The organism is Kitasatospora sp. NPDC058444 (assembly GCF_042721415.1).
In the GTDB taxonomy this organism is placed as follows: Bacteria; Actinomycetota; Actinomycetes; order Streptomycetales; family Streptomycetaceae; genus Kitasatospora.
Window position 1 is genome coordinate 1 of record NZ_JBHXLL010000075.1, and the last position, 24,565, is coordinate 24,565.

The following is a 24,565-nucleotide window of genomic DNA, read 5'->3' on the forward strand; positions in this document are numbered from 1 at the left end:
GCCCCCCGGGGGCCCCCCCCCCCCCCCGGGGGGCGGGGGGGGGGGGGCCCCCCCGCCCCCCCCCCGGGGGGGGGGGGGCCCCCCCGGGGGGGGGGGGGCCCCCCCCCGGCGCCCCGTTTCCCGCATCCGTTCTCCGATATTCGTCCTCCCACACCGCTCCGAGGAACACCCGCCATGCGAACCCGCCCGCTCCTCGCCGCCTGCGCTCTCGCGGCGGCCGCCATCCTGCCCACCGCCGCACCCGCCGGTGCCCACGGCGACAGCGTCCACCTGGACGTCACCGGCCAGCAGAACGGTCACGTCAGCACCGTCGCCACCTGGGAGAACGACCACGACCCGGTCACCGACGAGTTCGCCGGCACGCTCTCCGCCACCGCGGCGGACGGCCGGGCGGTGGGCCCGTGGCGATTGGTCGGCGTCCCGGGCCGCCCGGGGACGTACACCACCCGGGAGATCCTGCCCGCCGGGCACTGGCAGGTGACCGTCGACTGCGCCTTCCCCTCGCTCGGCCACGCCCAGCGCGAACTGGACGTGGCGGACGCCGTCATCGACGACCCGGTGCCCGCCGGAACGGCGGCCGCGTCGCCCCCGGCCGGTGTGCCGTCGGCCGCGTCGCCGTCGCCGTCGACGGGGAGCGGGACGAGCGCCGGGCCCGTCCCGGTGCCCACCGGCGGGCCGGTGTCCGAGGCCGCTCCCGCCGGTTCCGCACCGACCGCGGCCGCCGGCTCCGCCCCCGCGCGCGACACCTCCGGCTCTGCCACCTGGGCCGCCGTCGGCACCGCCGTCGCGGTCGTGCTGCTGGTCGGCACCGGACTCCTGCTCCGCCGGCGCCACCGGGCCTGAGCCGCCGGCCCCGGTCGCGGGGCCATCGGCAGCCCGGCGGCCTCCGCCCGGCTCGACCGGGGGAGCACCCCGGTGGTGATGGACGATCACGTCAGAGGCCCGGGCCGACCGCGCCGACGGCCGGGTCCCCTGCCGACCGATCCGGCGACGAGCCAGTCCGGGCCCCGGCGCCGCGGAAAACGGTGCGACATCGAACGGATCCGCTCCTACACTCCCGGCATGATCCGTTCTGCAGTGGTGAACGACGCGCCGGCGATCGGTGCTCTGAAGGTCCGGGCGTGGAGGGCCGCGTACGCGGGATTCATGAGCGCCGCGTGCCTGGACGGGCTGGACCCGGTCGAAGAGGCCGTGGACGGCACCACCCGGCTCGACGAGGCGGAGGACGGGACGGCGGTCGCCGAGGCACGACTGGTCAAGCACCCGTAGGACGGCCCGGGAACACCGGGTCCGGCGGAAGCATCACCCCGACGACCTCGTCCACCAGGTCATCCCCGACCGGCTCGACGGCGACGGGCGAACTGTCGGAAGATCATGACGCGATCGGAGCCGCCGTAACTGAAGCGGCGGCGAGCGGCCCCAGGTGCACCGTCCGGCCGTCACGGCGATCCCGCGCGCAGCGCCGTTGCGCGCGGGATCGCCGTGGCCGACCAGCCGTTCGCCCGAGCGCGGGCCGGAACCTCTGATGATCGGTCCGGGAACTCAGTCGGGCGGTTCGTGGGGTTCCGGTTCGTGCGCCGGTTCGCTGGACTGGTCCGCCGCCTCCCCCTCCTCGGGTGGGGGAGGCGGCGAGCCCTCGCCGGTCATCCGGGATTCCGGCGTCTCGACCGGCACCGGGGGGTCCTTCGGGACGGGCTGGTCCTGGTCGGTCATCCCGCTCAGTCCTTTCCGGCGTCCTTGATCTTCTCGGCGGCCTGCTTCAGGTCGCTCTTGATCTGCTTGCCCCGGCCCTCGGCCTCGACCACGCGGTCGCCCGTCGCCCGCCCGGTGGCCTCCTTGACCTTGCCCTGGGCCTTCTCCGCGGCGTTGCGCAGCTTGTCCTGGGTACCCATCTCACGACTCCTCTCGGTGGTGGAACGCTTTCGTTCCGGTGCCGCGTCTGCCCGGAACCCGATGTTTCATGCCGATTCATCACGGATCGCCGGACCGGGACCGCCGCCGGAGCCGGGTGCCCCCGCCAACAAGACGGACTCCGAAGGCCGTTGACGCGTACTCCGAGGCTCCCGTTCTGCCGTGGACCGGGGCGCGGGCCCGGCCGATGCCGGCTGTGGCGCCGGTGATGACCACGGTGCGGGGCTTCTGCGGTGTGCGGATTCTCATGAGGGGCGTCCGGCTCGCGGATCCCCGCCGAAACCCGGTGGACGGGGATCGGTATCGGGATCGTCCGATGGTGGCCTGCGCCCGTTCCTGCGGCGCAGGTGCCGGACGGGTATCAGCAGCCAGCAGCACACGTACCAGAGCATGACGCCCCCGGTGATCCAGCCGGCCAGTGCCGACCCGGTGGCAACCCGCAGCAGGAGCAGCAGGGCCGAGCTGATGGTCAGCGCCAGCAGGAGGAGCCCGATGGCCACCAACCTGCTCGCAGCGTCGACCAGTTGGGGTTTCAGGCGGTGGCCGGCGAAGATCCGGTGGTAGGCCACCGGGGCTGCCAGCGAGCCGGTCGCCAGCGCCCCGAGGATGACCGTGGTGACGTAGAGCCCCCGGTCGAAGCCGCCGAGCTGGCCGAAGCGGGGCATGAACACGACGCTCAGCAGGAATCCGAACAGCACTTGGGAGCCGGTCTGGGCCACCCGGACCTCCTGGAGCAGGTCGGTCCAGCGGCGGTCCGCTCGTTCGTCGGAGGTCTCGCGCCGTCCCGAACGGCGACGACGCCTGGGCCGGCTCTCGCGACCGGTGTCCGGTTCCGTCACGGGGACCGCCTCCGACGCCAGGTCCCCCGGTCGGGATCCGGGCGTGTCGGGATCGTCATGGGGCACCTTCGTCCGGGGCGCGGTCCGGGCACGCTCGGTGGTCGCGCGCCCGTCGTGTGGGGGCGACTACCCGAACGAATAGGGAGAAAACGGAAGAAAGACCGGCGACCGACGACGAGAGCGGCAGCGCCCTGCTCGACCGGCTCGGTGGCTGCGACCAGGGCATCGAGCTCGCCGACTTCCGGATCTCGGTGCGCCCGCTGCTGGCCCGGTTGCCGGAGCGCGAACAGACCGTCCTCAAGCTGAGGTTCTGGGACGGCTGGACGCAGTCGCGGATAGCGGAGCGGATCGGCGTCTCCCAGATGCACGTCTCCCGGCTGCTCGCCGCCACGCTCGCCCGGCTGCGGGACGAACTGGAGGACCGGGACGCCCCCGGCTGGACCGACGGAAGAGCCGGAAGAGCCGGACTGACCAACCCGCCGTGGGGCGTTCTCCGGCCCGGGCGCGATCCACCACAGGGTGTGAATGGCGAAGCCCGCGCCGCCGAGGACGAGTGCGACCAGCAGGATGAGGCCGAGGACGAGCACGGCAGTCCGCTTCCGATGGTGGAGCGGGGGCTCTCGGCAAGCGCGTGTGCCCCTTCGGGCCCAGTTCACACGTGGTCCCGGTCGACACGTGCTCCCGGGCCGGGAGGGCGTTCCGGCCCCGGGCGGCGTCAGCGCAGGAGGGTGGCGAGGAGCTCGGCGATGGTGGGGCCGGCGTCGGCGGGGTGACGCAGCTGCTTGCTGGTGATGACGCTGTAGTGGTTGGTGCGGCCGCGGCGCTCGTGGGTGAGGTACCCGGCTTGTTCGAGGTCGACGATGATGCGTTGGACGGCGCGTTCGGTGAGCAGGCAGCTGGTGGCGATGTCGCGCACACGGATGCCCGGGTCGCGGGCGATCTGGACCAGCACACGGGCGTGGTTGGTCAGGAAGGTCCAGTGCCGCTCGGTCGACGTGCCGTTGTCCATTCCTCCACGATAGGACGTCCGTTTCACGGCCGCTGAAACACGACAGCGGATTCGTGCAATGGTTGACATGTCTGGCGGACGGGCGAAGAGTGGAGGAGCCACGGTCCGCACAAGCGTCCGTCGCGGAGTCGCGCGGCGCCGCGTCTGGAGATGGTTCGATGGACCCGATCAGCAGGCAGGGGCTGGAACGGCTCGGATCCGTGTTGGCCGAACGCCTCGGCCCGCCCTGCGAGGCCGGTGAACAGGGCGTCTGCGCCTGTGCGGAACCACTGCGCCGGCAGGTGTGCCGTTCGATCACAAGCATCGACGCCTACCTGGTGTCGCTCCAAGCCGGCGAACGCACTGCCGTAGGCCTTCGCGAGCAGGCGCTCGATCTGTGGCGTGACCTGGAGCGCATCGCCTCCGCAGGAGCTGAGCGGGAAGCCCCCGAGAGTGGCGCCGGGGTGCCCGTGTCGCCGAGCCCTCCGCTCGAGGAGGAGGCGGTCCCGCCCTGTCTGACGTCGGAGGCCGTCCGGGTCGGTGGCGCGTTCGTGTGCTCCTTCACCGGCGACATGATCCTGGACAGCGAGCCCGTCGCGGCCCGGGCACTCGACGCCGCGCTCGGTAGGCGTCCCGTCCTGCTCGCGGTCGACCTGGCGGGTGTGGAGCTGTTCACCTCCACCGGCCTCAACCTGCTTCTCGGTGCCCGTCGGCGCGCGTTGGCGGACGGAGTCCGGCTGGTGCTGGTCGCTCCGTCCAGGCGGACGCTGCGGGTCCTGGAACTCACCGACACCGCCGGGCTGTTCGACGTCCACGCCACCATCGAGGATGCCCTCCGGGACACATGATTGGGCCGGCGGTGCTGGGGCAGGCGCACGGTGCGGCCGGGATGCCCCGGACGCACCGTGAGAGGAGACCCGGATGAGCATGGTGAAGGAGTCCGTGGACGTGGATGTCCCCGTGCACACCGCCTACAACCAGTGGACGCTGTTCGAGGAGTTCCCGCGCTTCATGGAGGGCGTCGACTCGGTGACCCAGCTGGACGACCGTCACAACCACTGGCGGACCAGCATCGGTGGTCCCGACGGCCGGTCGACGGCCCGGGGCCATGCCGGATCAGGAACCTCCGATCCGGCGTGGCCTCGGGCCCGACGGGTGCCCGCCGAGCCCGGGTACGCGTTCGCGCACCCGAGGAATCCCTCGGACCAGGAGAAGACATGACCCGGCACGGCAAGGTCCTGGCGATCCGGCACGCCGGCGACGAGGAGGCGCGGCTCTTCCCGGCCGTACGGGCCCTGGCCGCGAGGCCGAACCGCGCGACCTCGCGGCCAGGGCACGGGAGACCAAGGAGGCCTCGACCGGCCGGCCCGCCACCAGCCGCCCGCTCAACGCCCCGGGGACCGCCTGCCGCCTCCCGGGCGCTCGGCCGCCGAGCGGATGCGGGACTTCCCGACCCCGGGCGGACCGACCCCGCGCAGCTCCTGAATGCCCTGTCGTGGACAGCTGACCCGCATGGTGTCCTCGACCTGCCGAGCCGGACGGACGACTGATCAGGCGTCGGTCCTCCCCGCCCATTCCAGGAGCCCCAGGCACTGAGCTTGTCGTCGCTGCCGGTGATAGCCAGGCTGTGGTTGCCGTCGGCCGCGATCCGGGAGACGCCGCCGGACCAGCCGCCCTGTACGTCGACCGGGGTGTTGCGGTTGATCGTGCTGTTGTCGCCGAGCTGGCCGGTGGCGTTGTAGCCCCAGGCCTTGACCGCGCAGTGCCGCTGGTCGGCTTGGTGCTGCTGTTCGGCGGGCCGACCAGGGCGAGGTTGTGGTCGGCTCCGGCGGCGATGATCGCGGACATTCGCGCCGCGCCCTGCCACGCACGCCGGGCACCTCGCCGCGCACCTGACCGTCGGCCGCCAGCCGCGACGGGGTCTCATCATGCGGACATGTTCCATGATCTCCGCGTCAGTCCCGGCTGTTTGCGCATAAGCTGATCAGGCAGTTGGTTCGCCCTGTCCGCCAGGCAGGCGCGTCGCAAGAGGGAACCCGGTGGGAATCCGGGACTGCCCCGCAGCGGTGAGTGGGAACGACCGCCGTCATACGCACTGGGCCCGGGAGGGTCTGGGAAGCGACGGCCAGTAGGTGTCCGCCCTTCATGGGGTGGGCGTGCCCGCGAGTCCGAAGACCTGCCACTGCCCGCACGCAGACGACCTGCGTTGCGGCTATCCGGTGACCTCGTGGGCGGGTCGGCGACCATACCAGGCGGATCAGGCCCGTACGTCTCGTGACGGCCGCCGCCCGGTTCGTCATCCCTTCGCGCCCTCGCCCGTCCCCGGGTACTTGAGGAGACAGACTCGCGAAGGAGAGTCCCTTGACGACGAAGTCCGCAGCAGCGGCGTCCGTGGCCACCGTGTACGGCTACCCCCGCCAGGGCCGGGGCCGGGAGCTCAAGAAGGCCATCGAGGGGTACTGGAAGGGCACGGTCACCGCCGACGCCCTGCTGGCCACCGCCGCCGACCTGCGCCGCGGGAACTGGCAGCAGCTCGCCGACTCCGGCATCGCGGAGGTCCCGACCGGGGACTTCTCGCTCTACGACCACGTGCTGGACACGACCGTGGCCCTCGGCGCGATCCCGGCCCGCCACCGGGAGGCCGTCGAGGCCGATGCGCTGGACGGCTACTTCGCCATGGCACGCGGCACCCAGGACGTCGCACCACTGGAGATGACCAAGTGGTTCGACACCAACTACCACTACCTGGTGCCGGAGTTGGGCCCGGACACGGTGTTCGCCGCGAACCCGGCCAAGGCGGTCGGTGAGCTGCGCGAGGCGCTGCTGCGCGGCCACCGCGCCCGGCCGGTGCTGGTCGGGCCGGTGACCTACCTGCTGCTGGCGAAGCCGGCGCCCGGGGTGGCCGCCGACTTCCGGCCGATCACCCTGCTGGACCGCCTGCTGCCGGTGTACGCCCAGCTGCTGGCCGAGTTGCGGGCCGCCGGCGCCGGGTGGGTGCAGCTGGACGAGCCAGCGCTCGTGCAGGACCGCACCCCGGCCGAGCTCAACGCGGCCGCCCGGGCCTACCGCGAGCTGGGTGCTCTCGCCGAGCGGCCCAAGCTGCTGGTCGCCAGCTACTTCGACCGGCTCGGCGAGGCGCTCCCGGTGCTGGCCAAGGCCCCGGTCGAGGGCCTGGCCCTGGACTTCACCGGCCCGGCCGCCGCCAACCTGGAGGACCTCGCCGCAGTGGGCGGACTGCCCGGCAAGCGGCTGGTCGCCGGGGTGATCGACGGCCGCAACGTCTGGATCAACGACCTGGAGAAGTCGCTCTCCACCCTGGCCACCCTGCTCGGCCTCGCCGACCGGGTCGACGTCGCGCCCTCCTGCTCGCTGCTGCACGTGCCGATCGACGCAACCCTCGAACGCGACATCGACCCGCAGATCGCCCGCTGGCTGGCCTTCGCCAAGCAGAAGGCAGCCGAGACGGCGCTGCTCGCCCGCGGTCTGCGCGAGGGCACCGGCGCGATCACCGCCGAACTCGCCGCCAACCGCGCCGACCTCGCCTCCCGCGCCACCTCCCCGATCACCCGCGACCCCGCCGTCCGTGCCCGCGCCGCCGCCGTCACCGCCGATGACACCCGCCGCGCCCAGCCCTACCCCGTACGGGCCGAGGCCCAGCGCGCCCGGCTCGGCCTGCCGCTGCTGCCGACCACCACCATCGGCTCCTTCCCGCAGACCACCGAACTGCGCACCGCCCGGGCCGATCTGACGGCGGGTCGGATCGGCGCCCCGGCCTACCGGGAGCGGATGGAGGCCGAGGTGCGGGAGGTCATCGCGTACCAGGAGAAGGCCGGCCTGGACGTCCTGGTCCACGGTGAGCCCGAGCGCAACGACATGGTCCAGTACTTCGCCGAGCAGCTCACCGGCTACCTCGCCACCCGGCACGGCTGGGTGCAGTCCTACGGCAGCCGGTACGTGCGCCCGCCGGTCCTCGCCGGGGACATCTCCCGGCCGAACCCGATGACCGTCGACTGGTTCCGCTACGCGCAGGGCCTGACCGACCGCCCGGTCAAGGGAATGCTCACCGGCCCGGTCACCATGCTCGCCTGGTCCTTCGTCCGCGACGACCAGCCGCTTGCCGACACCGCCCGGCAGGTCGCCCTCGCCCTGCGCGAGGAGGTCACCGACCTGGAGGCGGCCGGCGCGGCCGTCGTCCAGGTCGACGAACCGGCGCTGCGCGAGACCCTGCCGTTGCGCGCCGCCGCCCGCCCGGCCTACCTGGACTGGGCCACCGAGGCCTTCCGGCTGGCCACCTCCGGCGTCCGCGCCGACACCCAGATCCACACCCACATGTGCTACGCCGAGTTCGGCGCGATCATGACCGCGATCGACGAACTCGACGCCGACGTCATCTCGTTGGAGGCCACCCGCTCCCACATGGAGGTCGCCGGCGAACTCGCCGAGGCCGGCTACCCGCGCGAGGTCGGCCCCGGCGTCTGGGACATCCACTCCCCGCGCGTCCCCGGCACCGAGGAGGTCGTCTCCCTCCTGCGGGCCGGGCTCGCCGCGATCCCGGCCGAGCGGCTCTGGGTCAACCCCGACTGCGGCCTGAAGACCCGCGGCTGGCCGGAGACCCGCGCCTCCCTGGACAGCCTGGTCGCCGCCGCCCGCCGCCTGCGCGAGGAACTCGCCGACTGACGCACCGACGCGAGACCGAACGGGCGGGTGCAGACCGTGTGCTGCACCCGCCCCGGTGGTTCGCCCCGTCGAGGAGAGAAGAGGGTGCGTCGCACCATGGCACGTCCTGCCGGGCGCAAGATCTTCGCCCACGCCAAGCTGCGCCGGCTGTTCCGGCCTGCGCGGGGTGCCGTTCTCCTTCGTGCGCGTCGACCGGGCCGGGAACGTCTCCAAGCGGCAGTCCGCCACCGCCTTCCACTTCTCCCGCACCGGCGGCACCTGCCCGCTCTGGAACGTCTACGACGCCTTCGCCGCACCCGGCCGGGTCCACGTCCAGGTCGCCGTCATGCCCGACGGCCGTCGCTACCTCTGGACCGCCCGCGCCGTCACCCGCTCACCCGGCGGCTGGGGCCGCCCCGGCAAGACCTTCGCCATCGGCCTCGGCTGCGAGATCCGCCACGCCGGACGACTGGTGTACTCGGCCGGCCTCGACCTCGGCGACGAGAGCGCCGCCACCCCGATCGGCCTCGGCTGTAAGGTCTGCGAACGCCCGGCCTGCCCGCAGCGCTCCGCCCCGGCCATCGGCCGCCCACTGGCCGTCGACGAGCGCACCAGCACCTTCGTCCCCTACGCGGCGCTGCCCGGTCCTCAGGACTGAGGGCCGGGAGCGGAACTCCGGTGGACCTTCGGCGCCGTCGTGTCCCGCAGCGCTGCCCCTTCCGCGGAGCGGGTCCGACGGCCGACCGCCGCAGGCGCACCGGTCCGGTCCGCGGCGCGGTGTGATCACCAGGACTGTGTCGCTCGCCCCGGCCCCCTCCAGGACCGGCCGGGAAGGGGGCCGGGCTCATGGGCAGGGCGCGGACCGCGTTGTCGCGTGGCCTGGTGCCCCCTGTGGACGTGGGTGCGGGACGGTTCCGCAGGCTCGTCAGCGCGAGGCGGCGCCTGGCTCCCCGACGGGCGGTCGGTGCTGAGGGGCCGGCGGCAGGTGGAAGCCGACCTCGGCGCCGCCGCCGGGGGCGGCGGTCGGAAGACGGTGCCGCCGTCCGCGGCGACGAGGTCGTGGACGATGGCCAGGCCCAGCCCCGAGCCCGGGGTGGCCTGGGTACCGGCGGCGCGGAAGAAGCGCTCGAAGACGGCCTGCCGGTCGCCGGGGGCGATGCCGGGCCCGTGGTCGCGCACGGACAACCGGGTGCCGACGACCCGGATCTCCACCGGGGTGCCGTCCGGGCTGAACTTGACGGCGTTGCCCACCAGGTTGTCCACGCAGCGTTGCAGTGCGCGTGGGCGGGCCAGCACCGGTACGGGGCCCTCGACGGTGACGGCGATCTCGCGGCCGGTACGGCGGCGGAATCGCCGGGCGCTGTCCTCGGCGACGGCCGGCAGGTCGAGCGGTTCCGGGTCCTCCGCGTTCTGTCTGTCTGTGGCCAACTCGACCAGCTCGCGAACGATTTCATCGAGTGCGACGGTCTCGGTGACCAGGGTGGCGAGGATCTGCTCCTCGTCCTCGGGGGCGAGCCGGCCGCGGGCCCGCTGGAGGAGTTCGGCGCAGCCGCGCACCGAGGTCAGCGGGGTGCGAAGCTCGTGGCTGGCGTCCTGGACCAGGCGCTGTTGCTGCTCGCGGGAGCGGCGCAGTGCGCCGACCATCGACTCGAAGGCCCGGGTGAGGCCGCCGACCTCGTCGCGTCCGGCGGCGGGTAGTGGGGTGGCCAGGTCGCGGGTGGTGGTGATGTGTTCGGCGGCGCGGGCCAGGCGCCGCACCGGTCGCAGGATCCGGCCGATGACGAGCCAGCTGAGCAGGGCGCAGGAGGCCGCCGCGGCCGCGCTGGTGACGGTGATCCGTTGCAGGAACGCCTCGTCGACCTCGGCGGCCCCGGCGTAGGTCTGGCCGACCATCACCGCTCCCTGTCCGTCGGGGCGGGCCCGGGTGAGGAGGCCGTAGGGGGTGCCGTCGACGGTGACGTCCTCCTGGTGGGAGCCCTGACCGGTGCGGGCCACCTCCAGGGCGCGGGCCGAGACGGGCAGCGCGGGGCCGCCTGGGGTCAGCGGGCGCGCGGTGCCGTCGGCGGGCAACAACTGTTCGACGGTGTCAGGCCTGGCGGGCGGCAGGCGCCCGAGATCCAGGGCGGCGAGCGCGGTGTCGGCCCGGTCCTGGAGGCTCCGGTCGAGCTGGTCGGAGACCAGGGTGCTGACGCCGCGGTAGGCGGCGGTGACGGGCACCGCGATCGCCAGCAGGACGGAGGCGAGGACGACGAGGCCGATCCTGGTGCGCAGCATCAGGCGGTCCTGGCGGTGTAGCCGACGTTGCGCACGGTGTGGAGCAGCCGGGGCTCGCCGTCCTCCTCGGTCTTGCGCCGCAGGTAGCCGACGTAGACGTCGAGCGAGCGCGAGTCGGTGTCGAAGTCGTAGCCCCAGATGCGCTGGTAGATCTGGTGGCGGGTCAGGACGGTGCCCTGATTGCGGAGGAGCAGCTCCAGCAGGTCGAACTCGGTCTTGGTCAGGTCGAGCCGGCGGGTGCCGCGGTGGGCCAGGCGGGCGGCGGGGTCGAGGGCGAGGTCGGCGAGGGCGAGGCGGGCACTGCCGGTGTCCTCGCTGTCCTCGGCGCGGGGAGGCTCGGTGCGGCGCAGGAGGGCGCGTATCCGGGCCAGCAGTTCCTCGGTGGCGAAGGGTTTGGCGAGGTAGTCGTCGGCGCCCGCGTCCAGCCCGGCGACCCGGTCGCCGAGCTGGTGGCGGGCGGTGAGGACCAGGACGGGCAGGCGGTCGCCGCGCCGGCGCAGCATCCGGCACAGCGCGAGGCCGTCGAGGCGGGGCATGACCACGTCCACCACCGCGAGGTCGGGGCGCCGGTGCTCCAGGAGTTCCAGGGCCTCCTGGCCGTCGGCGGTGGTGAGCACCCGGTAGCCCTCGAAGCGCAGCAGGTGGTCGAGGGTGCTGCGGACGCCGGGGTCGTCCTCGACGACCAGGATGGTGCGCCGGGCGGTGGCGGTGGGATCTGTCATGGCGTCATTTTCGCTGGTGGCGGGTGTGGTCATTCCGGTCGGGTGTGGCGGGTCAGCGGGTCAGCGCGTCAGCGGGTCAGCGGGTCAGTGCGGGACGGGGACGACGGTGACCGGCGGGATCTGCGCCAGGCAGGAGGTGTCGCCGACCTCGCCGGTGCGGATGAAGCTGCCGGAGATCTCCAGCGCGCAGCCGGTGGACTCCATCTCCGGGAGGTGTCCGCTGTTGGGTACCGAGACGAAGGAGCTGTGGAGGAACTGGGCCGCCGACAGGCGGGAGTTGACCTCGGGGGTGTTGGTGTCGAGGTCTCCGGAGAGCACCAGGACGGGCACGTCGGGCAGGTTCTCGAGGTCGGTCGACTGCGGGCGGGCGGTGCCCCGGCGCGGCCAGTTCAGGCAGTTGTCCCCGCCGTCGGTCTGGCCTGCGGCCCAGCCCTCGGGGCTGAAGGCCCCGAAGTCGGCCGGGTCGGCGGCGGCCAGGGCGGCGCGGTACTGGCGGCGGCGCTCCGGCACCGGGGCGTCCGGGTCCCAGGTGCGGACGTAGTCGTTGCAGGTGACGGCCAGGAAGGAGGCCTGGTCCTCGGAACCGGTGCCCTCCATCTCGCCGCGCACCAGGGCGGACAGCGGCCCCTCGTCGCCTGCTGCGAAGGCGTGCAGAGCGGCGGGCAGGGCACCGAGCAGCCCGGGCTCCCCGGGGTGCAGGCCGATGCCGCGGGTCGCCGGCTCGTACATCAGGTCGGCGAGCTTGTCCTCGGTGAACAGCACGGTCCGCCGCTCGCCACCGACCGTGGCGGTCACCTTCAGCGGGCGGGTGCGCAGCTGCTCGGTGACGGCGGCGAGGTCGTGCACCGCGGTGTCCGGATCGCAGGCGCCGCTGCGCTCGCAGATCCGGCGCAGCGTCAGGGAGACCTGCTGGGCGCCGGGCCGGGCCAGGGAGTCGAAGGCGACCGGGTAGGCACCGGACAGCACCATCTTCTCGACCCGCTCGGGGTGGCGATCGGCGTAGACCGGCATCAGGTAGGTGCCGTACGACATCCCGTACAGCACCAGCTCGGGGGCGCCCAGGCGCTCGCGGGCAGCGTCGATGTCGTCGGCGGTGGCGGCGCTGGTGTAGCCGCGGGCACGCGGGCCGAGCTCCTCGGCGCACTCGGCGACGGCCTCGCGCTGGCCGGCCCGCGGGGCCCAGCGGTACTCGGCCTCGGTGACGTCGCAGGGCAGCCGGCCGGAGCGTCCGGTGCCGCGCGGGTCCAGCAGCAGCACGTCGTAGTCGTCCAGCACCCCCTGCAGCGCGCCGGCCACCTGCTCGGCGCGGTCGATCAGGGTCTCGCCGGGGCCGCCGGGGTTGAGCGCGACGGTGCCCAGCGCCGGGCCGGGGCGGCCGTGGCGCACCACCGCGTAGCTCACGTCGATGCCGCCCAGGCGCGGCTCGTCGGCGACCAGCGGGCGGCGCATGGTCGTGCAGTCGACCCGGTGCCCGGGGACGGACGGGCACCATGCGGGTCGGCCCTGGGCGTCGGCGGCGGAGGCCTGCGCGGCGGGGGCGCCGGTGAGGGGCAGTGCGGCTGCCAGTACGGCCAGGGCCGTGGCCGCCAAGGTGCCGCGCCTCTTCGCGCTGTTCGTGCTCGTGCCCGCGTCCGTGCCCGTGTTCGTGCCCGTGTTCGTGCTCGTCGTCATCGCCGTGCCCTCCGTGCGTCCTGCGGTCGGTGTGGGTACGACTGTGCCGGGCATCCGTCAGCCGCTCGGCAGAGCGACGGCAAAGGCGTGTAAGAAACCCGCAGGAGGCGTAGGCCCCTCAGCCGGTTCCCCTGGCGGCTCTGCCCGTAGCGAGTCTGCGGCGGGCAGAGGCGGGGCGGGCATCCCCTGGAGGCGACCGCTGGCTTGGCTACGATGTGCCCTCCTTGACGCAGTGGTCGGGTGGGGCAGGTGGGAACTGTCAGCGGGTGCCGGGGCGGACGAGTATCTCGGAGGGCGGCCGGCTCCTGGGCGATCAGGTGGGCGACGGTCAGGTACGGGGGCACGGTGGTCTCCGCGGAGCGGTGTGCCCGGCCGGGTGGTGGGGCGGAGAGGCTGTTGCGGGTTGAGCGGGTTGAGCGGGTTGAGCGGGTTGAGCGGGTTGAGCGGGTTGAGCGGGTTGAGCCGGGAACTGAACTTCGGGACGTACACCGAGGAGTGGAAGGCCGGCCAGCGCGCGCTCGCCCCGGCGTCGCTGCGGCACCTCGACTCTTCGACGAGTCCGGCCCCGATGCATCCCGGTACGGGTGCGCTCCGTACCGGTGAGCTCGGGGCCGGACTCGGGCGCAATGGAGGCGCAGCCCGCGATTCGTCCTCGCGAGCCCCGCCTGGTATCACACCGTTACCTGCGCTGGCAGCAGTGCTTGTTGCGGTTGATGGAGGTGTGCCCCTCAGCGCTGCTGCGGAGTTCTGATCAGCTGATCAGGGGATCACCGTCACGGTGATTGTGATGTCAAGCCGCAGCTGTGACGAGAGGTGAACCTGGATAGCACTCTCCGTCACGCATTATCGCCAACGGGAAGTTGAGGCGTCGCCGGGCGAGGGCCGGTTACCAAGGGCTGTCCCGTAATTGATCTTGGGCGTCTCGGGCGCGGGTCGAGGGTGAGCTCGCCGCCGCGTGGCCGGCGGTGTGGGATGACCAGGCCGGTGCCGGGTAGCCGTCGTCGGCGATCGTCGTGGTCCGACCGACCATGTCCTTGGTGTTGGATTCCTCCCAGCCCTGACGCCGGTCCCCGCCCCGGCCTCGAAGTCATGCTGTCCGGGCTGGGGGCCGCGCCCTCTGTGCGTTGACTGGCGCGGACGGCTGTTCATTCAACTGTTATGTCAACAACCTCCAAGCAAAGCAGGCTAGTTGGCACACTTGCAGTGGGTGGATAGTTACATCGCCAGCTTGCCCTGTGGGTTGGCTGGCCATCATCGGTGGCGAACGGTTGGGTGGTTGGTCACTATCGACGAGTCGGCTGCTCAGACGCCTGTCGATGCGCAACACGCGCAGGGTGTGCAGATTGGCGACGGGGGTGTTCAGGTCAACGTGTTCGCCGCGCGTCCGCGGGTTTTCCGTCCGTGGATGGCGCCCGCTCTGCCCGGCCCGGTGATACCGCGGCCTGACCATTACGCGGCACTGTTCGACGGGGTGACGCGGAACGACGCGGGGCCGACCACGCTGGTCACAGCCGTCGAAGGTGCGGGCGGCTTCGGCAAGACGACCCTGGCCGCACTTCTCTGCCAGGACCCCCGGGTGATCGAGCGCTTCGCTGGTGGGTTGCTGTGGGTTACGGTGGGGGAGCAGCGGCATGGCGCGCGATTGGCCGAACTGATCGGCGGGCTATGTGAGATGCTCTCCGGAGATGGGGTGAAGACTGCCGATCCTCAAGTCGCCGGAGGGCGACTCGGTGAACTGCTGGACGCCCGCGACGCCACTCTCATGGTGATCGACGACGTATGGCGGCCCGAGCAGCTGACACCGTTCATGATCGGTGGGCGGCCCTGCCGTCGCCTCGTCACCACCCGGAACTCGGGGGTCGCGCCTCGGAGGGGAGTGTCTGTCCTCGTGGATGTGATGACCGCCGATCAGGCGATCGGTGTACTGACCGAAGGTGTAGGCGACGTGCCCCGGGATCTCCTTGGGAAGCTCGTCACCGCCACGGGCCGCTGGCCGCTGTTGCTGAGTCTGGTGAACGCCGCGCTGCTCGACCAACTCGCAGCAGGGGCCGATGTACGTCAGGCGGTGCAGTGGGTGCTGCAGCAGCTGCATAGTGGTGGACCCGCCATGTTCGACCTGGATCCCGGCGATGAGGACAACCGGAGCCACGCAATCGCGGCGACCGTGGATGTCAGCCTGGCGCTGCTGACACCTCACGAACGGGACCGCTACCTCGATCTCGTTGTCATCCCCACGGATACCAGCTTGCCGGCGGAGATCCTCTTCCGCCTGTGGCGCACGACGGGAGGGCTCTCGGCGTCCGAGGCCGAGAAGCTGCGTGCGCGGCTTGTTCGCCTAAGGCTCGTCCAGCCCGGTTGGCTGGACGGCGCTCCGGCAGTCCGGCTGCACGACATCCTCGGCGCCTTCCTGCGCTACAGGCTGACGGATGAAGAGCTCGAGGCCCGACACGAGTTGATGGTCCGCACGGCCGCGCACCTGCTGCCCGCGTCCGCAGAGCGGCGAACGCAGTGGTGGTCGATGCCTCGGGATGCCACTTACTTATGGCACCATCTGCCCTACCATCTGGCGCGTTCCGGCCGTACCGAGGAGCGTGAGTCGCTGGTATGCGACCTCCGGTGGGTGGCGGCGAAGGCGGCGAACCTGGGTTCATCTGTGCCTGTGGAAGCCGACTTGATCGAAGTGCCCACCGGAGCCGCCCAGGTCCTGCGGAGAGCGCTCGGGTCGATGTCCGACTTGCTGACACCCGGCGATCCGCCGACAGCCTTGGAAGCCACGCTCTACTGCTATCTCAGCGGCGTGCCGGAGCTGCAGTCGCCGGTGGCCCAGTACCGCTCTCACCTGTCCGAGCCCCAGCTGGTTCCCGCCTGGCCGCCGCCGGACCAGCACGCCCTGGGGGTTCTTCGCACCCTCACCCACCATACGTATGGGCTGGTCACCGGCCATACATACGGCATAAGCGATTGCGCGTTCTCGCCGGACGGCATGCTCCTGGCCACCGCTAGCCACGACCAGACAGCCCGCCTCTGGAACGTCGCCACGGCGAGCCCGGTCAGCGTCCTCGCTGGCCATGCCGGAGCGGTCTCGTCTTGTGCGTTCTCGCCGGACGGCACGCTCCTGGCGACCACCGGCCATGACCGGACGGCCCGGCTGTGGGACGTTGCGACGGGCACCGAACGCACCGTTCTCGCTGGGCACTCGGAGGCGGTCTCGTCCTGTGCGTTCTCGCCGGACGGCACGCTCCTGGCGACCACCGGCCACGACCGGACGGCCCGGCTGTGGGACCTCACAACGGCGAAGCCCGTTAGCGTGCTCACCGGTCATGCCGAGGCGGTCTCGGGTTGCGCCTTCTCCCCGGACGGCACGCTCCTGGCCACCACGGGGTACGACCAGACAGCCCGGCTGTGGGACGTCACGACCAGCACCGAACGCACCGTGCTCGCCGGACACTCCGAAGCCGTCACCTCCTGCGCGTTCTCTCCGGACGGCGCCCTCCTGGCCACCGCCGGCCACGACTGGAGGGCTCAGCTCTGGCAAACGGGAGCCGAGTCCCACCGGGTAGAGCACGTGGTGAAGTGGGAGTATGCCTGCGCGTTCTCGCCGGACGGCACGCTGATCGCCTCGGCGGGCCACGACCGCAGGGTCCGCGTCTGGGAGGTGGCGAGCGGCGATCTACGGCAAACGTTCGAAGGCCATACCGACCTCGTCAGCAGCTGCATGTTCTCGCCGGACGGCACGCTGATCGCGTCAGCCAGCTACGACCGCACCGTCCAGGTCTGGGAGGCAGCCACCGGAAGGGTCAGAACAGTCTTCACGGACCACAGTGACCTCGTCACCTCCTGTGCGTTCTCGCCCGACGGTACGCTGATCGCGTCAGCCGGCCACGACGACACGATCCGGATCTGGGAAGTCGCCGGAGGACAACCCGTCCGTGCCCTCACCGGTCATACCGGTGCGATCTCCTCCTGTGTGTTCTCTCCGGATGGCACAATGATCGTTTCGGCCAGCCACGACCACACCGTCCGGATCTGGGAAACCGCCACCGGAGCGACGCGCGCGGTGCTCACAGGCCATGGCGACCTCGTCAGCAGTTGCGCGATCTCACCTGACGGTACGCTGATCGCATCGGCAAGCCACGACCGGACCAGCAAGATCTGGGACGCTGCCTCGGGCACGCTGCGACAGACCCTGACGCGGCACGCCAGCGGTCTTACCGACTGCGCATTCGCACCCGACGGCACCCTCGTTACCGCGGAAATCGGGGAGTTCCGACTGCGGCTTTGGCGCCCGGGGAGCGATGAGCCCTGGTGCGGGCTGCGTGTGTTCAGCCCACTACTGCAACTGGCCTGGCATCCCGAGCAGTCGTACCTGTGCGCTGTCGGCGAAGCGGGAGTCTACCTGTTCCGCTATCTGCCCAATGGCACTCGTGGCGCCGACATCTGACGGGGGAGAGATGTTCCATTCCGGTCCACACGTCAGCTGCTATCGGGCCGTCTCGGCGGATGACGGCTCGCTCGTGGGCGTTCGCTGTGTCAAGTTCGCAAACCTCCTTCACTGCCCGGATTCCGCCGGCGTGGCCTTCGCCTGGTACGCAGAGGGAGTCGCGCCTACCGGCCCCTACCGTCATTTCGGCGAGGCGTTCATCACGGAACCCGCCCCCCGCGACAGCGGTGCCAGCTTCCTGACTGCGCACGCCGCAGGCATCGTCGGCAACGGTGAGCGGACCGAGCCATTCATGAGGCTCCGGTTCGAGGTCGCTTCGACATCATCCGCAGAGCCCGCGCGACTGGTGGTCACCGGCGATCTGCGGGAAGAGTGGAAGCTGCAGCCTGACGGCGTCGTCACTGACTACAGTCCTCTGGCACGCCACATCGAGCGAGTAGGTCCTCATCTGAACGAATACGCGGCACGCAAGCGCGACGGTACGCCGGGGTTCGGCGTTCGGGCGATGCTGAGCAGCGGCAGCTGGCTCGGAGCCGGCCGCTGGCGCGACCTGACCTACCTGCACATCGGTACCTACATCGGCGCGCGCACCGGCCCTCTGCGGTTCGGCGCCTCCGACATTGCCGCCGGCAACTCCTTCAGCGGTCACGTTCCATGGGGCGAGCTCAACATCCGGGCGGGCATGGAGGGCGGCCGGCCCGTGCGCCACGTGACCGGAGCCTGGTCCGAGACATGGGAACTTCGGTCCGCCGCTACCGAGTGGGCGCCAGACCGCCAGATAGCTGACTTCACCGCATTCGGCTGACTGTGGCCAATCTCAAGACAACTCCGGAAGAGTAATAGTGGTTGAGGAGGTTGGCAATCTCTGGCTCCCCTCCAGGCGAGGTGCCAGACTGGAAGCTGCGTCACTGACACCGGCTCTCATCGGCTACGGAGGAGACGAAATGACTGGTGTGGAGTTGGTGGTGGCCGCTCTCGCGGCTGGTGCCTCGGCGGGGCTGACCGACACTGCGAGCAGCGCGGTCCGCGATACCTATTCCGGTCTGCGCGAGGCGGTACGACGGCGTCTTTCTGCGCGGGGCGAGGACAGCGCACACGTACTGGAGGCGAGCGAGGCCGAGCCCGAGGTCTGGCAGGGCAGGTTGCACGACGAGCTGGTTGAATCCGGCGCAGCCCAGGACACGGAGATCCTGGCTGCGGCGCTGTCATTGCTCCGGGAACTGGGCACAGCCGGCCGGCAGTCCCCGGGGGCACAGAGAGTGGATGCCCGGGATGCCAAGGGTGTACAGATCGGTGACCACAACACGCAGAACAACACGTTCAACTGACTGGTGCGCAGCCAGGACCGGGTGAAACCGTGGAAGATGGGCGCTGCGGGAGTAGAACTCGGCTTGCTGGCATGCCCGCGGCCGGCTCGATCCCGCGCGAGCCGTAGCTCGAAGCCCGTTTCTGCGATCTCCGCTGAGGAACAGCCGGCCGGCTGAGGCCTCATCAGAAGCCCTACCAGTCTCCCGACTTCGGCGAGCTCGGTGTGGACCAGGCGTGGGCGGGCTTCGACACCAACTGGAGTCAGGAACTGCACGTCACCCAGCGCGCCGTGGCGGAACTGGTCCAGAAGATGTCGGCCACCAGCGCCAACTACCGCGCCGCGGAATCGACGGTTGCCGGATCGCTGACCCCGGCGCAGTCCCGGTGAGCAAGGTCGCGGACCTGTAGAAGGCGCAGCAGTCCATCACGCACCCCGGTTCCGGCTTCTTCATCGGCGGCGCGCTGCTCGGCGCGATCGGCAAGGCCCTGGCCGTGGTCGGGCCGGCCGGGAACCCGGGCGTGATACGCGAGCGGGCCAAGGCGTGCCGGTGCCCGCCAAGGCCTATGCCAAGGCGTCCACCGACCTCGGGGACGCCGCCGACAACCGGCTGCCGAACACCTGGACGGGCTCGGTCGCCGAGAACGCCGCCCAGTCCGTCCGGGCGCTGGCGAACGAACTGGCCGTCTCCCGGAAGTCCTTGGAGCAGGCCGTCACCGAGCTGAACGCCTGGGCGGACAATCTGGAAGGAGCTCAGGGCACCGACGCGCAGGGCGTGACCGCCCTGGGAACGTGCAGAAGTCACTCGCCCACGACGCCTTCGACATGAGCAAGGCCATTGCCGCCATCGAACCGGCCGACACCGCGGTGGGAACCAGGATCTCGGCCGCCCAGCGGGCGGAGAGCAGCGGCAGCCGCGCCGCGAGCATGCTCAATCAGCTCGCCGCCAGGGCCCGGACCGAGCGCGCCGGACAGGGGCCGATCGATCCTCTCGCGGCGCTGGTGCTGGCGAACGAGAAGGGCCCCGGCGGCGGTGAGGACGGCGACTACATCCTGACGGCCGGCCAGCTCGACCGCGCCGAGCAGTTCATGTCCGTGATGAACGGCGCCGACCAGCTCGCGTTCCAGAAGCTGCTGTCCGGCGCGAAGTCGCCGGAGGAGGCTCGACCTACGAGTACGTCAACCTGGACACCGACGACGACCGGCGGGCGGCCGTCACCCGGATCGAGAAGGCCCTGGACGAGGGCAAGCCGGTGCCGTTCTGCGCCTTCGACGAGGCCAGTGCCGCGAAGGGTGAGAACGGCAACTACCACCAGATGGTGATCGTGGCCCGGGACGGCGACCGGTTGCAGGTCTACAACCCCTGGGGCCAGTCGGTGTGGGTGACCGAGGACCAGTTCATCCACAACCACCTGAACGACGGTGGCCTCACCGGCACGACGAACATCAACCGGCCCTACGGAGCGGAGCTGCCGAAATGACCGACATCCTCCCGGACACCGAACTGATGACCGGCTACGACGTCGAGGCCGCCATCACCCGCGGCCTGCTGATCGACGGAGTCCCGCGCCGGGTGCTCTTCGGCGAGGCGGCGATCGCCGCTTCCTACCAGGCCGAGGCCCTGCACATCGGCCCGCACCCGCTGGGCGTCCTGGCCCAGTACGTCCGCGCCGGCGGCTTCGCCGGCGCGCTCGACCTGCCCGAGCCGGTGATCGGCCGGGAACCGGGCGAGCTGGTCCGCGGCTGGCTGCGCGCGGCCGCGGCCGGCGGGGCCGACCTCGGGCGCGAGGTCCTGTTCGCTTGCTGGCTGGCCGAGGTCGCGCTGTTGATCACCATGCGGCGCCGGGTCCGGGAAGAGGGCAGCTGATGCGCCGAACCGTCATCGCCGGCGTGGCGGCGCTCCTGGTCGGCGCCCTGCTGCTCGTCTCCTACCTCGCCGGCTGGTGGTCCGACTCCGGCCCGGCCGGCACCACGGTCGCCTCCGCCCCCCGACCGGAGGTGGAGGTGCCCCTCCCCGACAAGGCGTCGAACGCCACCTCTCCGTATCCGACCAGCACGGTGACCCTGGAGGTCGGGCAGCGGCTCGGTGTCAGAACGACCGGGGGCGCCCTGCAGAAGAAGTGGTACCTCTACTCGGCGGGCGACGGCGGCGTGCTGCGGCCCGGCAAGGACTTCGTCATCAGCCCCTGCCCCACGGACCCGCCGATGGCGGGCTGCGGCTCCGAGTTCGACCTGACCTTCAGCGCCTTGGCGCCCGGAACCACCACACTGACGTGGTTGTTCGGGGAGGGGGGTTGCAATGCCGGCGTACCGAAGTACAAGGGTGAGCGGTGCGACATCTCCAAGAGCATCCAGGTCACCGTCCGCTGAACATCACACGGAACCTCGATGGCCCCGGCCGCCCCGCCCAACACCCCGTCTCCCCGAACCGGGAGGGCGGGAGCTGATGCTACGCCCTCGCCGCTGCGACGGGTGATCCTGGCCGCCGTGGTCGGTGGTGACCGTCTCCGGTGCGAAGAACGGCAGCGCGGCGACCCTGTGCCTGGCGAACTCGGCGACCAGCGCGGCCGGTGCCCCGGGGTAGGGCCACTCCATGTCCTCGCGCCAGCCCTCGTGCATCGGCAGCGGCATCAGCCGGTCTCGGGCTTCAGCACGTGCTCCGCGCGGATCCGGGCCTGCTCCAGCTGGTCCGCGGACAGGTCGGACAGCACCGCCGACCGCCGCGCGCCGCCCGCCGCCCCGGCCTCCGCGGCAGCCTCCAGGTCTGGGCGGTTGGCCAGCCAGCGCAACGACCGGCGCTCCCGCTCCCCGTCCGGCCAAGCCAGAACGACCCGCCCCAGGTGCGGCTCGACCTCCTCGACCGTCCACTCGACGTTCCCGAGCCGCAGCCTCACCCCGGGCGCGACCACGACGGCGCCCCGGCTCACGGCCGGCCCTCTGCGGCCGACCCGGCCCAGACCGGCGAGCGGTCCTGCAGCGGCTCGCCGAGGTCCACTCCCAGCCGCCGGTGCCAGAGCAGGTGGACCGCCTCGACCCGGGCCAGCGCCGGCCGCTGGGTCGAGCCCACCAACTCCGCGAACGACCGCGGGCGCTAGGCGGCCGCGGCCGGCAGCTGCGGCTGCAGGCCCAGCGGGTCCGTGCACGGCCGGCGCCGGGCCGGCAACGCGTCCAACACCCCCTGGATATGCCGGCGCCAGCCACCGACCACGGCGTAGCGCCAGCCTGCGGCCGCCGCGACCTCCCGCGCCGCCGCGAACTTCGCCGCCTGGAGGCGGAACTCCCGAACGAGACCACTCTCCGGGCCACAATCACCCGCGCGAGTGGCGGGAGCCAGCAGCGTGCAGGCCTCACCGGCCCAGTTGCCACGCAACTGAGTAGGTGACGTCCATGATGCCCAGGTCCTGGTCAAGGATGCTCAGGTCGCTGTAGCTGGCGACGCGCTTCCCGGACTCATCCAGCACCGGGATCCCACCAGGGAGGAACCTCCCGCCGCGGACGGTCAGCACGGGCTGTCCGTCCCTGTACTCCAGCGTCAACGTGCCGACGTCCTCGGGCTTGACCTCGGACGCCGGGACCGGAGTCGGCTGAGCGGGTGCCGCCGCCTCGGAAGTGGGAGTCAGCCCGAGACTCGCCAACTGCTCGGGTGACATCTGCACCTTGGCGGGCCCCTTCGAGTTGGACGTGCTCTCGGACATGGCTGCCTCCTCACTGGCCGGCTCGCTGCCGACGCGCCTGGATCATTCCATGACGGAGCGTCAGGAAACCTCACTCCCCAGACGAGGTTGGCATACGGGCGCAGCGGGACGGCTCGGAACTCTCGGTGCATCTGGCTTCTGCGGACTCCCGCGCGGGCTGCGAGCTGATCGCCCAAGTCAGTGACGGAGCAAGCCCTCGATGACGAGCTGGACATCGCGTTGCTCCCCGGTCTTGGCTCAACGCGCGCCACCGGGCGTTCGATGAAGGAGCGGCCCACCGCGAGCGGCGTCAACGGGCCTTTTGCGGCCTGTTGGGTGCTTTGGCGTCCTCGCTCGGTGGAGATACGCGGCCCCAGTTGCCGGCAGTCGCCGCCGGGTGGCCGTGGCGGGTCGGCCGGAGGCGTCGGCGAGGTCTGTGAGGCCGTTCCGGCGTGGCCGACCGCGCCGGCGGCAGGGCTCCGCCGCCGGGGAAGGCTCAGGCGTTCTTGATGGCGTCTACCTTGGCCGCGGTCGCGGCGTCGTCTGCGGCCACCGGCTGCAGGACTGCGAGGGCGAGCGTGACGTAGCGGTCCCTGGCGTCCTCCGGCGACGTGCCCCGAAGCTCGTTCCAGGCGGCCCACCTGGCCTTGCCCGCGAAGTCAAACTGGCCGGGCCGCCCGGTGTTCACGTCCCCCTGGGAGCCCTGCTTCCGGAGCGCGTACAGCTTGAGCTGGGTCTCCCCGGGGGCTGTACCTTGCCGTCCTTCGGCAGCGACTGCATGATCTCGACGGCCTTGGTGAACTGGGACTGACTGGCCATGGGCCTCTCCTCGGTGCCCTCGACATGACTGCGCGCCGCAGGGGCAGGGGCAGGGGCAGGGGCAGCATGGAGCACGGCGGCCCCACATCGCTGCCGGCCACGCCGCAGTGGCCCCGGCACCCCCGGCGGACGCACCGGGCCGGCAGTTCGACGCCAGGCGTCACCCCGAATGCGGCAGGTGCGCGGCGACCTCGGTGTAGCCCCAGGGCTGCTGGCCGGCGGCCATGGCGGTGTCCTTCCTCGCTGTTCCGGCGATGAGCGTACGTGGCGGTGGTCGGGTGGGGGTCAGCAAGGCCACCCCTGCCGGATCGGCGCGGGGCGGCCTTCGTCCGTGGCGGTCAGGAGTCGGCGAGCCGGTTGGCGAGTTCGAGCGCGGCGGTCGCCACGGTGACGCTCCGCTGCCCAAGGTGACACGGGGTGGAGCGCGATCTGGACGAGCGGGCGGGGAAGGCAGGGACGGTAGCCGGTGGGGACGTAGATCTTGTAGCCGTGGGCGACGGCGCTTCGTCGGAGTCGAACTCTCCCCGCACTACGCCGAGATCGCCGACCAGCGCGCCTGCGAGCAGAGCTGACCCAGGACGACTTCGCCCTCGCCGGACCGGAGGCCTGACCATGAGGATCACCAGAACGACGGCCCACAGGCGCGAAGGGGCGGCTGGAGTACCAGGCTCTAGTAGTACTTCGTTAGGTCTGAAGTGGTCGGGTGCGGCCCTCGAAGTGGTCCAGGCCCAGACCGTGCTTCATCTCGCGGTAGTCGTGCTCGATGCGCCAGCGGATCTTGGCCAGGCGCGCGAGGCGGCGGATCGCGGTGTCGGGCGGCAGGTTGGTCAGCCAGTACTCGGTGGGCGCGCTCGCGTCGGGCGGCCATTCGGCCAGCAGGGTCTCGGCCGGCAGGACGCCGTCCCATGCGGCGCCGCCTCCGGCCTCGGCGGCGGCGAGTGTGCGGGGGATCTTCCCCGCGGGCCGTATCTGCAAAACCCGGAACCGTGAGCGCATCGCTCCGCGGCTGCCCTGGCGCCAGGTGACCTGCCGAAACGCCCGACGGCCGCCTTCGGCGGCGAGTTCGTGCAGGGCGAGGGGGTTGGTGCGGTAGCGGGGCAGGGTCCTGCGGCCGGCGCCACCGTAGGCGGGCGCTACCGGTTGGGCGTCGTGGGGGGGGGGGGGGGGGGGCGCCCCCCCCCCCCCCCCACCGGGGAGCACCACCCCGGCCGCGGGGGGGCGGCGGCCGGGCCCGCAGCCCGGGGGCCCCGCCCGGGGCGCCCCC

Annotated in this window: 26 protein-coding genes, 3 pseudogenes and 1 riboswitch; of the genes and pseudogenes, 16 read left to right on the top strand and 13 right to left on the bottom strand. The window is 71.9% G+C overall.

Features of this window, described 5'->3' with window-relative positions:
- Positions 1-174 precede the first annotated feature (174 nt).
- Both ACFWP2_RS38635 and ACFWP2_RS38640 read left to right on the top strand, forming a co-directional pair.
- Positions 175-843, top strand: coding sequence for a hypothetical protein (locus ACFWP2_RS38635; RefSeq protein WP_380460647.1), 669 nt, complete (start codon positions 175-177; stop codon positions 841-843).
- 219 nt (positions 844-1,062) lie between these two features.
- The gene (locus ACFWP2_RS38640; protein ID WP_380460649.1) at positions 1,063-1,269 is read left to right on the top strand and encodes a hypothetical protein; all 207 of its coding nucleotides are present in this window, start codon (positions 1,063-1,065) and stop codon (positions 1,267-1,269) included.
- 273 nt (positions 1,270-1,542) lie between these two features.
- On the opposite strand, the gene ACFWP2_RS38645 is transcribed toward ACFWP2_RS38640, so the two are convergent.
- From ACFWP2_RS38645 to ACFWP2_RS38655, 3 genes are all read right to left on the bottom strand, one after another.
- On the bottom strand, positions 1,543-1,713 hold the full coding sequence (locus tag ACFWP2_RS38645) for a hypothetical protein (protein WP_380460651.1): 171 nt from the start codon (positions 1,711-1,713) through the stop codon (positions 1,543-1,545).
- A gap of 5 nt (positions 1,714-1,718) precedes the next feature.
- On the bottom strand, positions 1,719-1,892 hold the full coding sequence (locus ACFWP2_RS38650; RefSeq protein ID WP_380460653.1) for a CsbD family protein: 174 nt from the start codon (positions 1,890-1,892) through the stop codon (positions 1,719-1,721).
- Between the two features lie 264 nt (positions 1,893-2,156).
- A complete protein-coding gene (locus tag ACFWP2_RS38655) occupies positions 2,157-2,750 on the bottom strand; it encodes a DUF6328 family protein (protein WP_380460655.1) in 594 nt (197 codons plus the stop codon).
- Positions 2,751-2,866: 116 nt separating this feature from the next.
- Here ACFWP2_RS38655 and ACFWP2_RS38660 point away from each other — a divergent pair, with 116 nt between their 5' ends.
- Positions 2,867-3,523, top strand: coding sequence for a sigma-70 family RNA polymerase sigma factor (locus ACFWP2_RS38660; protein ID WP_380460657.1), 657 nt, complete (start codon positions 2,867-2,869; stop codon positions 3,521-3,523).
- Here ACFWP2_RS38660 and ACFWP2_RS38665 read toward each other — a convergent pair.
- Positions 3,466-3,759 carry a helix-turn-helix transcriptional regulator gene (locus tag ACFWP2_RS38665; RefSeq protein WP_380460659.1) on the bottom strand — a complete coding sequence of 98 codons (294 nt, stop codon included), beginning with the start codon at positions 3,757-3,759 and terminating at the stop codon, positions 3,466-3,468. The two genes, ACFWP2_RS38660 and ACFWP2_RS38665, sit on opposite strands and share 58 nt — an antisense overlap.
- 158 nt (positions 3,760-3,917) lie before the next feature.
- Between ACFWP2_RS38665 and ACFWP2_RS38670 the strand changes: the two genes are divergently transcribed.
- Positions 3,918-4,586: an STAS domain-containing protein gene (locus tag ACFWP2_RS38670; protein ID WP_380460661.1), complete on the top strand. Its 669-nt coding sequence runs from the start codon at positions 3,918-3,920 to the stop codon at positions 4,584-4,586.
- 73 nt (positions 4,587-4,659) lie between these two features.
- Entirely contained in the window at positions 4,660-4,959 is a 300-nt protein-coding gene (locus tag ACFWP2_RS38675) for an SRPBCC family protein (protein WP_380460663.1), read from the top strand.
- Positions 4,960-5,413: 454 nt separating this feature from the next.
- Here ACFWP2_RS38675 and ACFWP2_RS38680 read toward each other — a convergent pair.
- Positions 5,414-5,683: pseudogene (locus ACFWP2_RS38680) on the bottom strand (hypothetical protein); the annotation flags it as partial.
- A 31-nt stretch (positions 5,684-5,714) separates the two neighbouring features.
- Positions 5,715-5,937, top strand: a riboswitch (cobalamin riboswitch).
- 162 nt (positions 5,938-6,099) lie between these two features.
- Between ACFWP2_RS38680 and metE the strand changes: the two are divergent.
- Positions 6,100-8,415 carry a 5-methyltetrahydropteroyltriglutamate--homocysteine S-methyltransferase gene (gene metE, locus ACFWP2_RS38685; protein WP_380460665.1) on the top strand — a complete coding sequence of 772 codons (2,316 nt, stop codon included), beginning with the start codon at positions 6,100-6,102 and terminating at the stop codon, positions 8,413-8,415.
- Between the two features lie 157 nt (positions 8,416-8,572).
- A pseudogene (locus tag ACFWP2_RS38690) lies at positions 8,573-9,052 on the top strand (short-chain fatty acyl-CoA regulator family protein); the annotation flags it as partial.
- 125 nt (positions 9,053-9,177) lie between these two features.
- On the opposite strand, the gene ACFWP2_RS38695 reads toward ACFWP2_RS38690, so the two are convergent.
- The 3 genes from ACFWP2_RS38695 to ACFWP2_RS38705 all read right to left on the bottom strand — a co-directional run bounded on the left by ACFWP2_RS38695 (position 9,178) and on the right by ACFWP2_RS38705 (position 13,061).
- On the bottom strand, positions 9,178-10,668 hold the full coding sequence (locus ACFWP2_RS38695) for an ATP-binding protein (protein ID WP_380460667.1): 1,491 nt from the start codon (positions 10,666-10,668) through the stop codon (positions 9,178-9,180).
- Positions 10,668-11,390: a response regulator transcription factor gene (locus tag ACFWP2_RS38700; protein ID WP_380460669.1), complete on the bottom strand. Its 723-nt coding sequence runs from the start codon at positions 11,388-11,390 to the stop codon at positions 10,668-10,670. Before ACFWP2_RS38700 ends, ACFWP2_RS38695 begins: the two co-directional genes overlap by 1 nt.
- A gap of 84 nt (positions 11,391-11,474) precedes the next feature.
- Positions 11,475-13,061, bottom strand: a complete 1,587-nt coding sequence (locus ACFWP2_RS38705; RefSeq protein ID WP_380460671.1) for an alpha/beta fold hydrolase — start codon at positions 13,059-13,061, stop codon at positions 11,475-11,477.
- 1,276 nt (positions 13,062-14,337) lie between these two features.
- Between ACFWP2_RS38705 and ACFWP2_RS38710 the strand changes: the two genes are divergently transcribed.
- The 9 genes from ACFWP2_RS38710 (at position 14,338) to ACFWP2_RS38750 (ending at position 21,178) form a co-directional block, all read left to right on the top strand.
- On the top strand, positions 14,338-17,502 hold the full coding sequence (locus ACFWP2_RS38710; RefSeq protein WP_380460673.1) for an NB-ARC domain-containing protein: 3,165 nt from the start codon (positions 14,338-14,340) through the stop codon (positions 17,500-17,502).
- A 130-nt stretch (positions 17,503-17,632) separates the two neighbouring features.
- Entirely contained in the window at positions 17,633-18,307 is a 675-nt protein-coding gene (locus ACFWP2_RS38715; protein WP_380460675.1) for a hypothetical protein, read from the top strand.
- A 139-nt stretch (positions 18,308-18,446) separates the two neighbouring features.
- The gene (locus tag ACFWP2_RS38720) at positions 18,447-18,830 is read left to right on the top strand and encodes a hypothetical protein (RefSeq protein ID WP_380460677.1); all 384 of its coding nucleotides are present in this window, start codon (positions 18,447-18,449) and stop codon (positions 18,828-18,830) included.
- A gap of 203 nt (positions 18,831-19,033) precedes the next feature.
- Entirely contained in the window at positions 19,034-19,198 is a 165-nt protein-coding gene (locus tag ACFWP2_RS38725) for a hypothetical protein (RefSeq protein WP_380460679.1), read from the top strand.
- Between the two features lie 160 nt (positions 19,199-19,358).
- Entirely contained in the window at positions 19,359-19,637 is a 279-nt protein-coding gene (locus tag ACFWP2_RS38730) for a hypothetical protein (protein ID WP_380460681.1), read from the top strand.
- Positions 19,601-20,131: a hypothetical protein gene (locus ACFWP2_RS38735; protein ID WP_380460683.1), complete on the top strand. Its 531-nt coding sequence runs from the start codon at positions 19,601-19,603 to the stop codon at positions 20,129-20,131. Before ACFWP2_RS38730 ends, ACFWP2_RS38735 begins: the two co-directional genes overlap by 37 nt.
- The gene (locus tag ACFWP2_RS38740) at positions 20,125-20,289 is read left to right on the top strand and encodes a hypothetical protein (protein ID WP_380460685.1); all 165 of its coding nucleotides are present in this window, start codon (positions 20,125-20,127) and stop codon (positions 20,287-20,289) included. The genes ACFWP2_RS38735 and ACFWP2_RS38740 overlap by 7 nt, the downstream gene beginning before the upstream one ends.
- A complete protein-coding gene (locus tag ACFWP2_RS38745; protein ID WP_380460687.1) occupies positions 20,286-20,675 on the top strand; it encodes a hypothetical protein in 390 nt (129 codons plus the stop codon). The genes ACFWP2_RS38740 and ACFWP2_RS38745 overlap by 4 nt, the downstream gene beginning before the upstream one ends.
- Positions 20,675-21,178 (top strand): hypothetical protein, encoded by a 504-nt coding sequence (locus ACFWP2_RS38750; protein ID WP_380460689.1) that lies wholly within the window; start codon positions 20,675-20,677, stop codon positions 21,176-21,178. Before ACFWP2_RS38745 ends, ACFWP2_RS38750 begins: the two co-directional genes overlap by 1 nt.
- Before the next feature lie 260 nt (positions 21,179-21,438).
- On the opposite strand, the gene ACFWP2_RS38755 is transcribed toward ACFWP2_RS38750, so the two are convergent.
- The 5 genes and pseudogenes from ACFWP2_RS38755 to ACFWP2_RS38775 form a co-directional block, all read right to left on the bottom strand.
- On the bottom strand, positions 21,439-21,735 hold the full coding sequence (locus ACFWP2_RS38755; RefSeq protein WP_380460697.1) for a hypothetical protein: 297 nt from the start codon (positions 21,733-21,735) through the stop codon (positions 21,439-21,441).
- Complete coding sequence (locus ACFWP2_RS38760; RefSeq protein WP_380460691.1) at positions 21,732-21,875, bottom strand: hypothetical protein; 144 nt, start codon at positions 21,873-21,875, stop codon at positions 21,732-21,734. The genes ACFWP2_RS38755 and ACFWP2_RS38760 overlap by 4 nt, the downstream gene beginning before the upstream one ends.
- 280 nt (positions 21,876-22,155) lie before the next feature.
- On the bottom strand, positions 22,156-22,503 hold the full coding sequence (locus ACFWP2_RS38765) for a hypothetical protein (protein ID WP_380460693.1): 348 nt from the start codon (positions 22,501-22,503) through the stop codon (positions 22,156-22,158).
- A 475-nt stretch (positions 22,504-22,978) separates the two neighbouring features.
- Complete coding sequence (locus ACFWP2_RS38770; RefSeq protein WP_380460695.1) at positions 22,979-23,389, bottom strand: acyl-CoA-binding domain-containing protein; 411 nt, start codon at positions 23,387-23,389, stop codon at positions 22,979-22,981.
- 614 nt (positions 23,390-24,003) lie between these two features.
- Positions 24,004-24,456: pseudogene (locus tag ACFWP2_RS38775) on the bottom strand (IS701 family transposase); the annotation flags it as partial.
- Positions 24,457-24,565: the final 109 nt, after the last annotated feature.

Coding starts and splice junctions, on each gene's coding strand:
- ACFWP2_RS38750 (WP_380460689.1), top strand. CDS start 20,675: ATGCGCCGAACCGTCATCGCCGGCGTGGCGGCGCTCCTGGTCGGCGCC.
- ACFWP2_RS38675 (WP_380460663.1), top strand. CDS start 4,660: ATGAGCATGGTGAAGGAGTCCGTGGACGTGGATGTCCCCGTGCACACC.
- ACFWP2_RS38635 (WP_380460647.1), top strand. CDS start 175: ATGCGAACCCGCCCGCTCCTCGCCGCCTGCGCTCTCGCGGCGGCCGCC.
- ACFWP2_RS38640 (WP_380460649.1), top strand. CDS start 1,063: ATGATCCGTTCTGCAGTGGTGAACGACGCGCCGGCGATCGGTGCTCTG.
- ACFWP2_RS38645 (WP_380460651.1), bottom strand. CDS start 1,713: ATGACCGACCAGGACCAGCCCGTCCCGAAGGACCCCCCGGTGCCGGTC.
- ACFWP2_RS38700 (WP_380460669.1), bottom strand. CDS start 11,390: ATGACAGATCCCACCGCCACCGCCCGGCGCACCATCCTGGTCGTCGAG.
- ACFWP2_RS38745 (WP_380460687.1), top strand. CDS start 20,286: ATGACCGACATCCTCCCGGACACCGAACTGATGACCGGCTACGACGTC.
- ACFWP2_RS38765 (WP_380460693.1), bottom strand. CDS start 22,503: ATGTCCGAGAGCACGTCCAACTCGAAGGGGCCCGCCAAGGTGCAGATG.
- ACFWP2_RS38705 (WP_380460671.1), bottom strand. CDS start 13,061: ATGACGACGAGCACGAACACGGGCACGAACACGGGCACGGACGCGGGC.
- ACFWP2_RS38770 (WP_380460695.1), bottom strand. CDS start 23,389: ATGTGGGGCCGCCGTGCTCCATGCTGCCCCTGCCCCTGCCCCTGCCCC.
- ACFWP2_RS38740 (WP_380460685.1), top strand. CDS start 20,125: ATGGTGATCGTGGCCCGGGACGGCGACCGGTTGCAGGTCTACAACCCC.
- ACFWP2_RS38695 (WP_380460667.1), bottom strand. CDS start 10,668: ATGCTGCGCACCAGGATCGGCCTCGTCGTCCTCGCCTCCGTCCTGCTG.
- ACFWP2_RS38665 (WP_380460659.1), bottom strand. CDS start 3,759: ATGGACAACGGCACGTCGACCGAGCGGCACTGGACCTTCCTGACCAAC.
- ACFWP2_RS38720 (WP_380460677.1), top strand. CDS start 18,447: ATGACTGGTGTGGAGTTGGTGGTGGCCGCTCTCGCGGCTGGTGCCTCG.
- ACFWP2_RS38650 (WP_380460653.1), bottom strand. CDS start 1,892: ATGGGTACCCAGGACAAGCTGCGCAACGCCGCGGAGAAGGCCCAGGGC.
- ACFWP2_RS38670 (WP_380460661.1), top strand. CDS start 3,918: ATGGACCCGATCAGCAGGCAGGGGCTGGAACGGCTCGGATCCGTGTTG.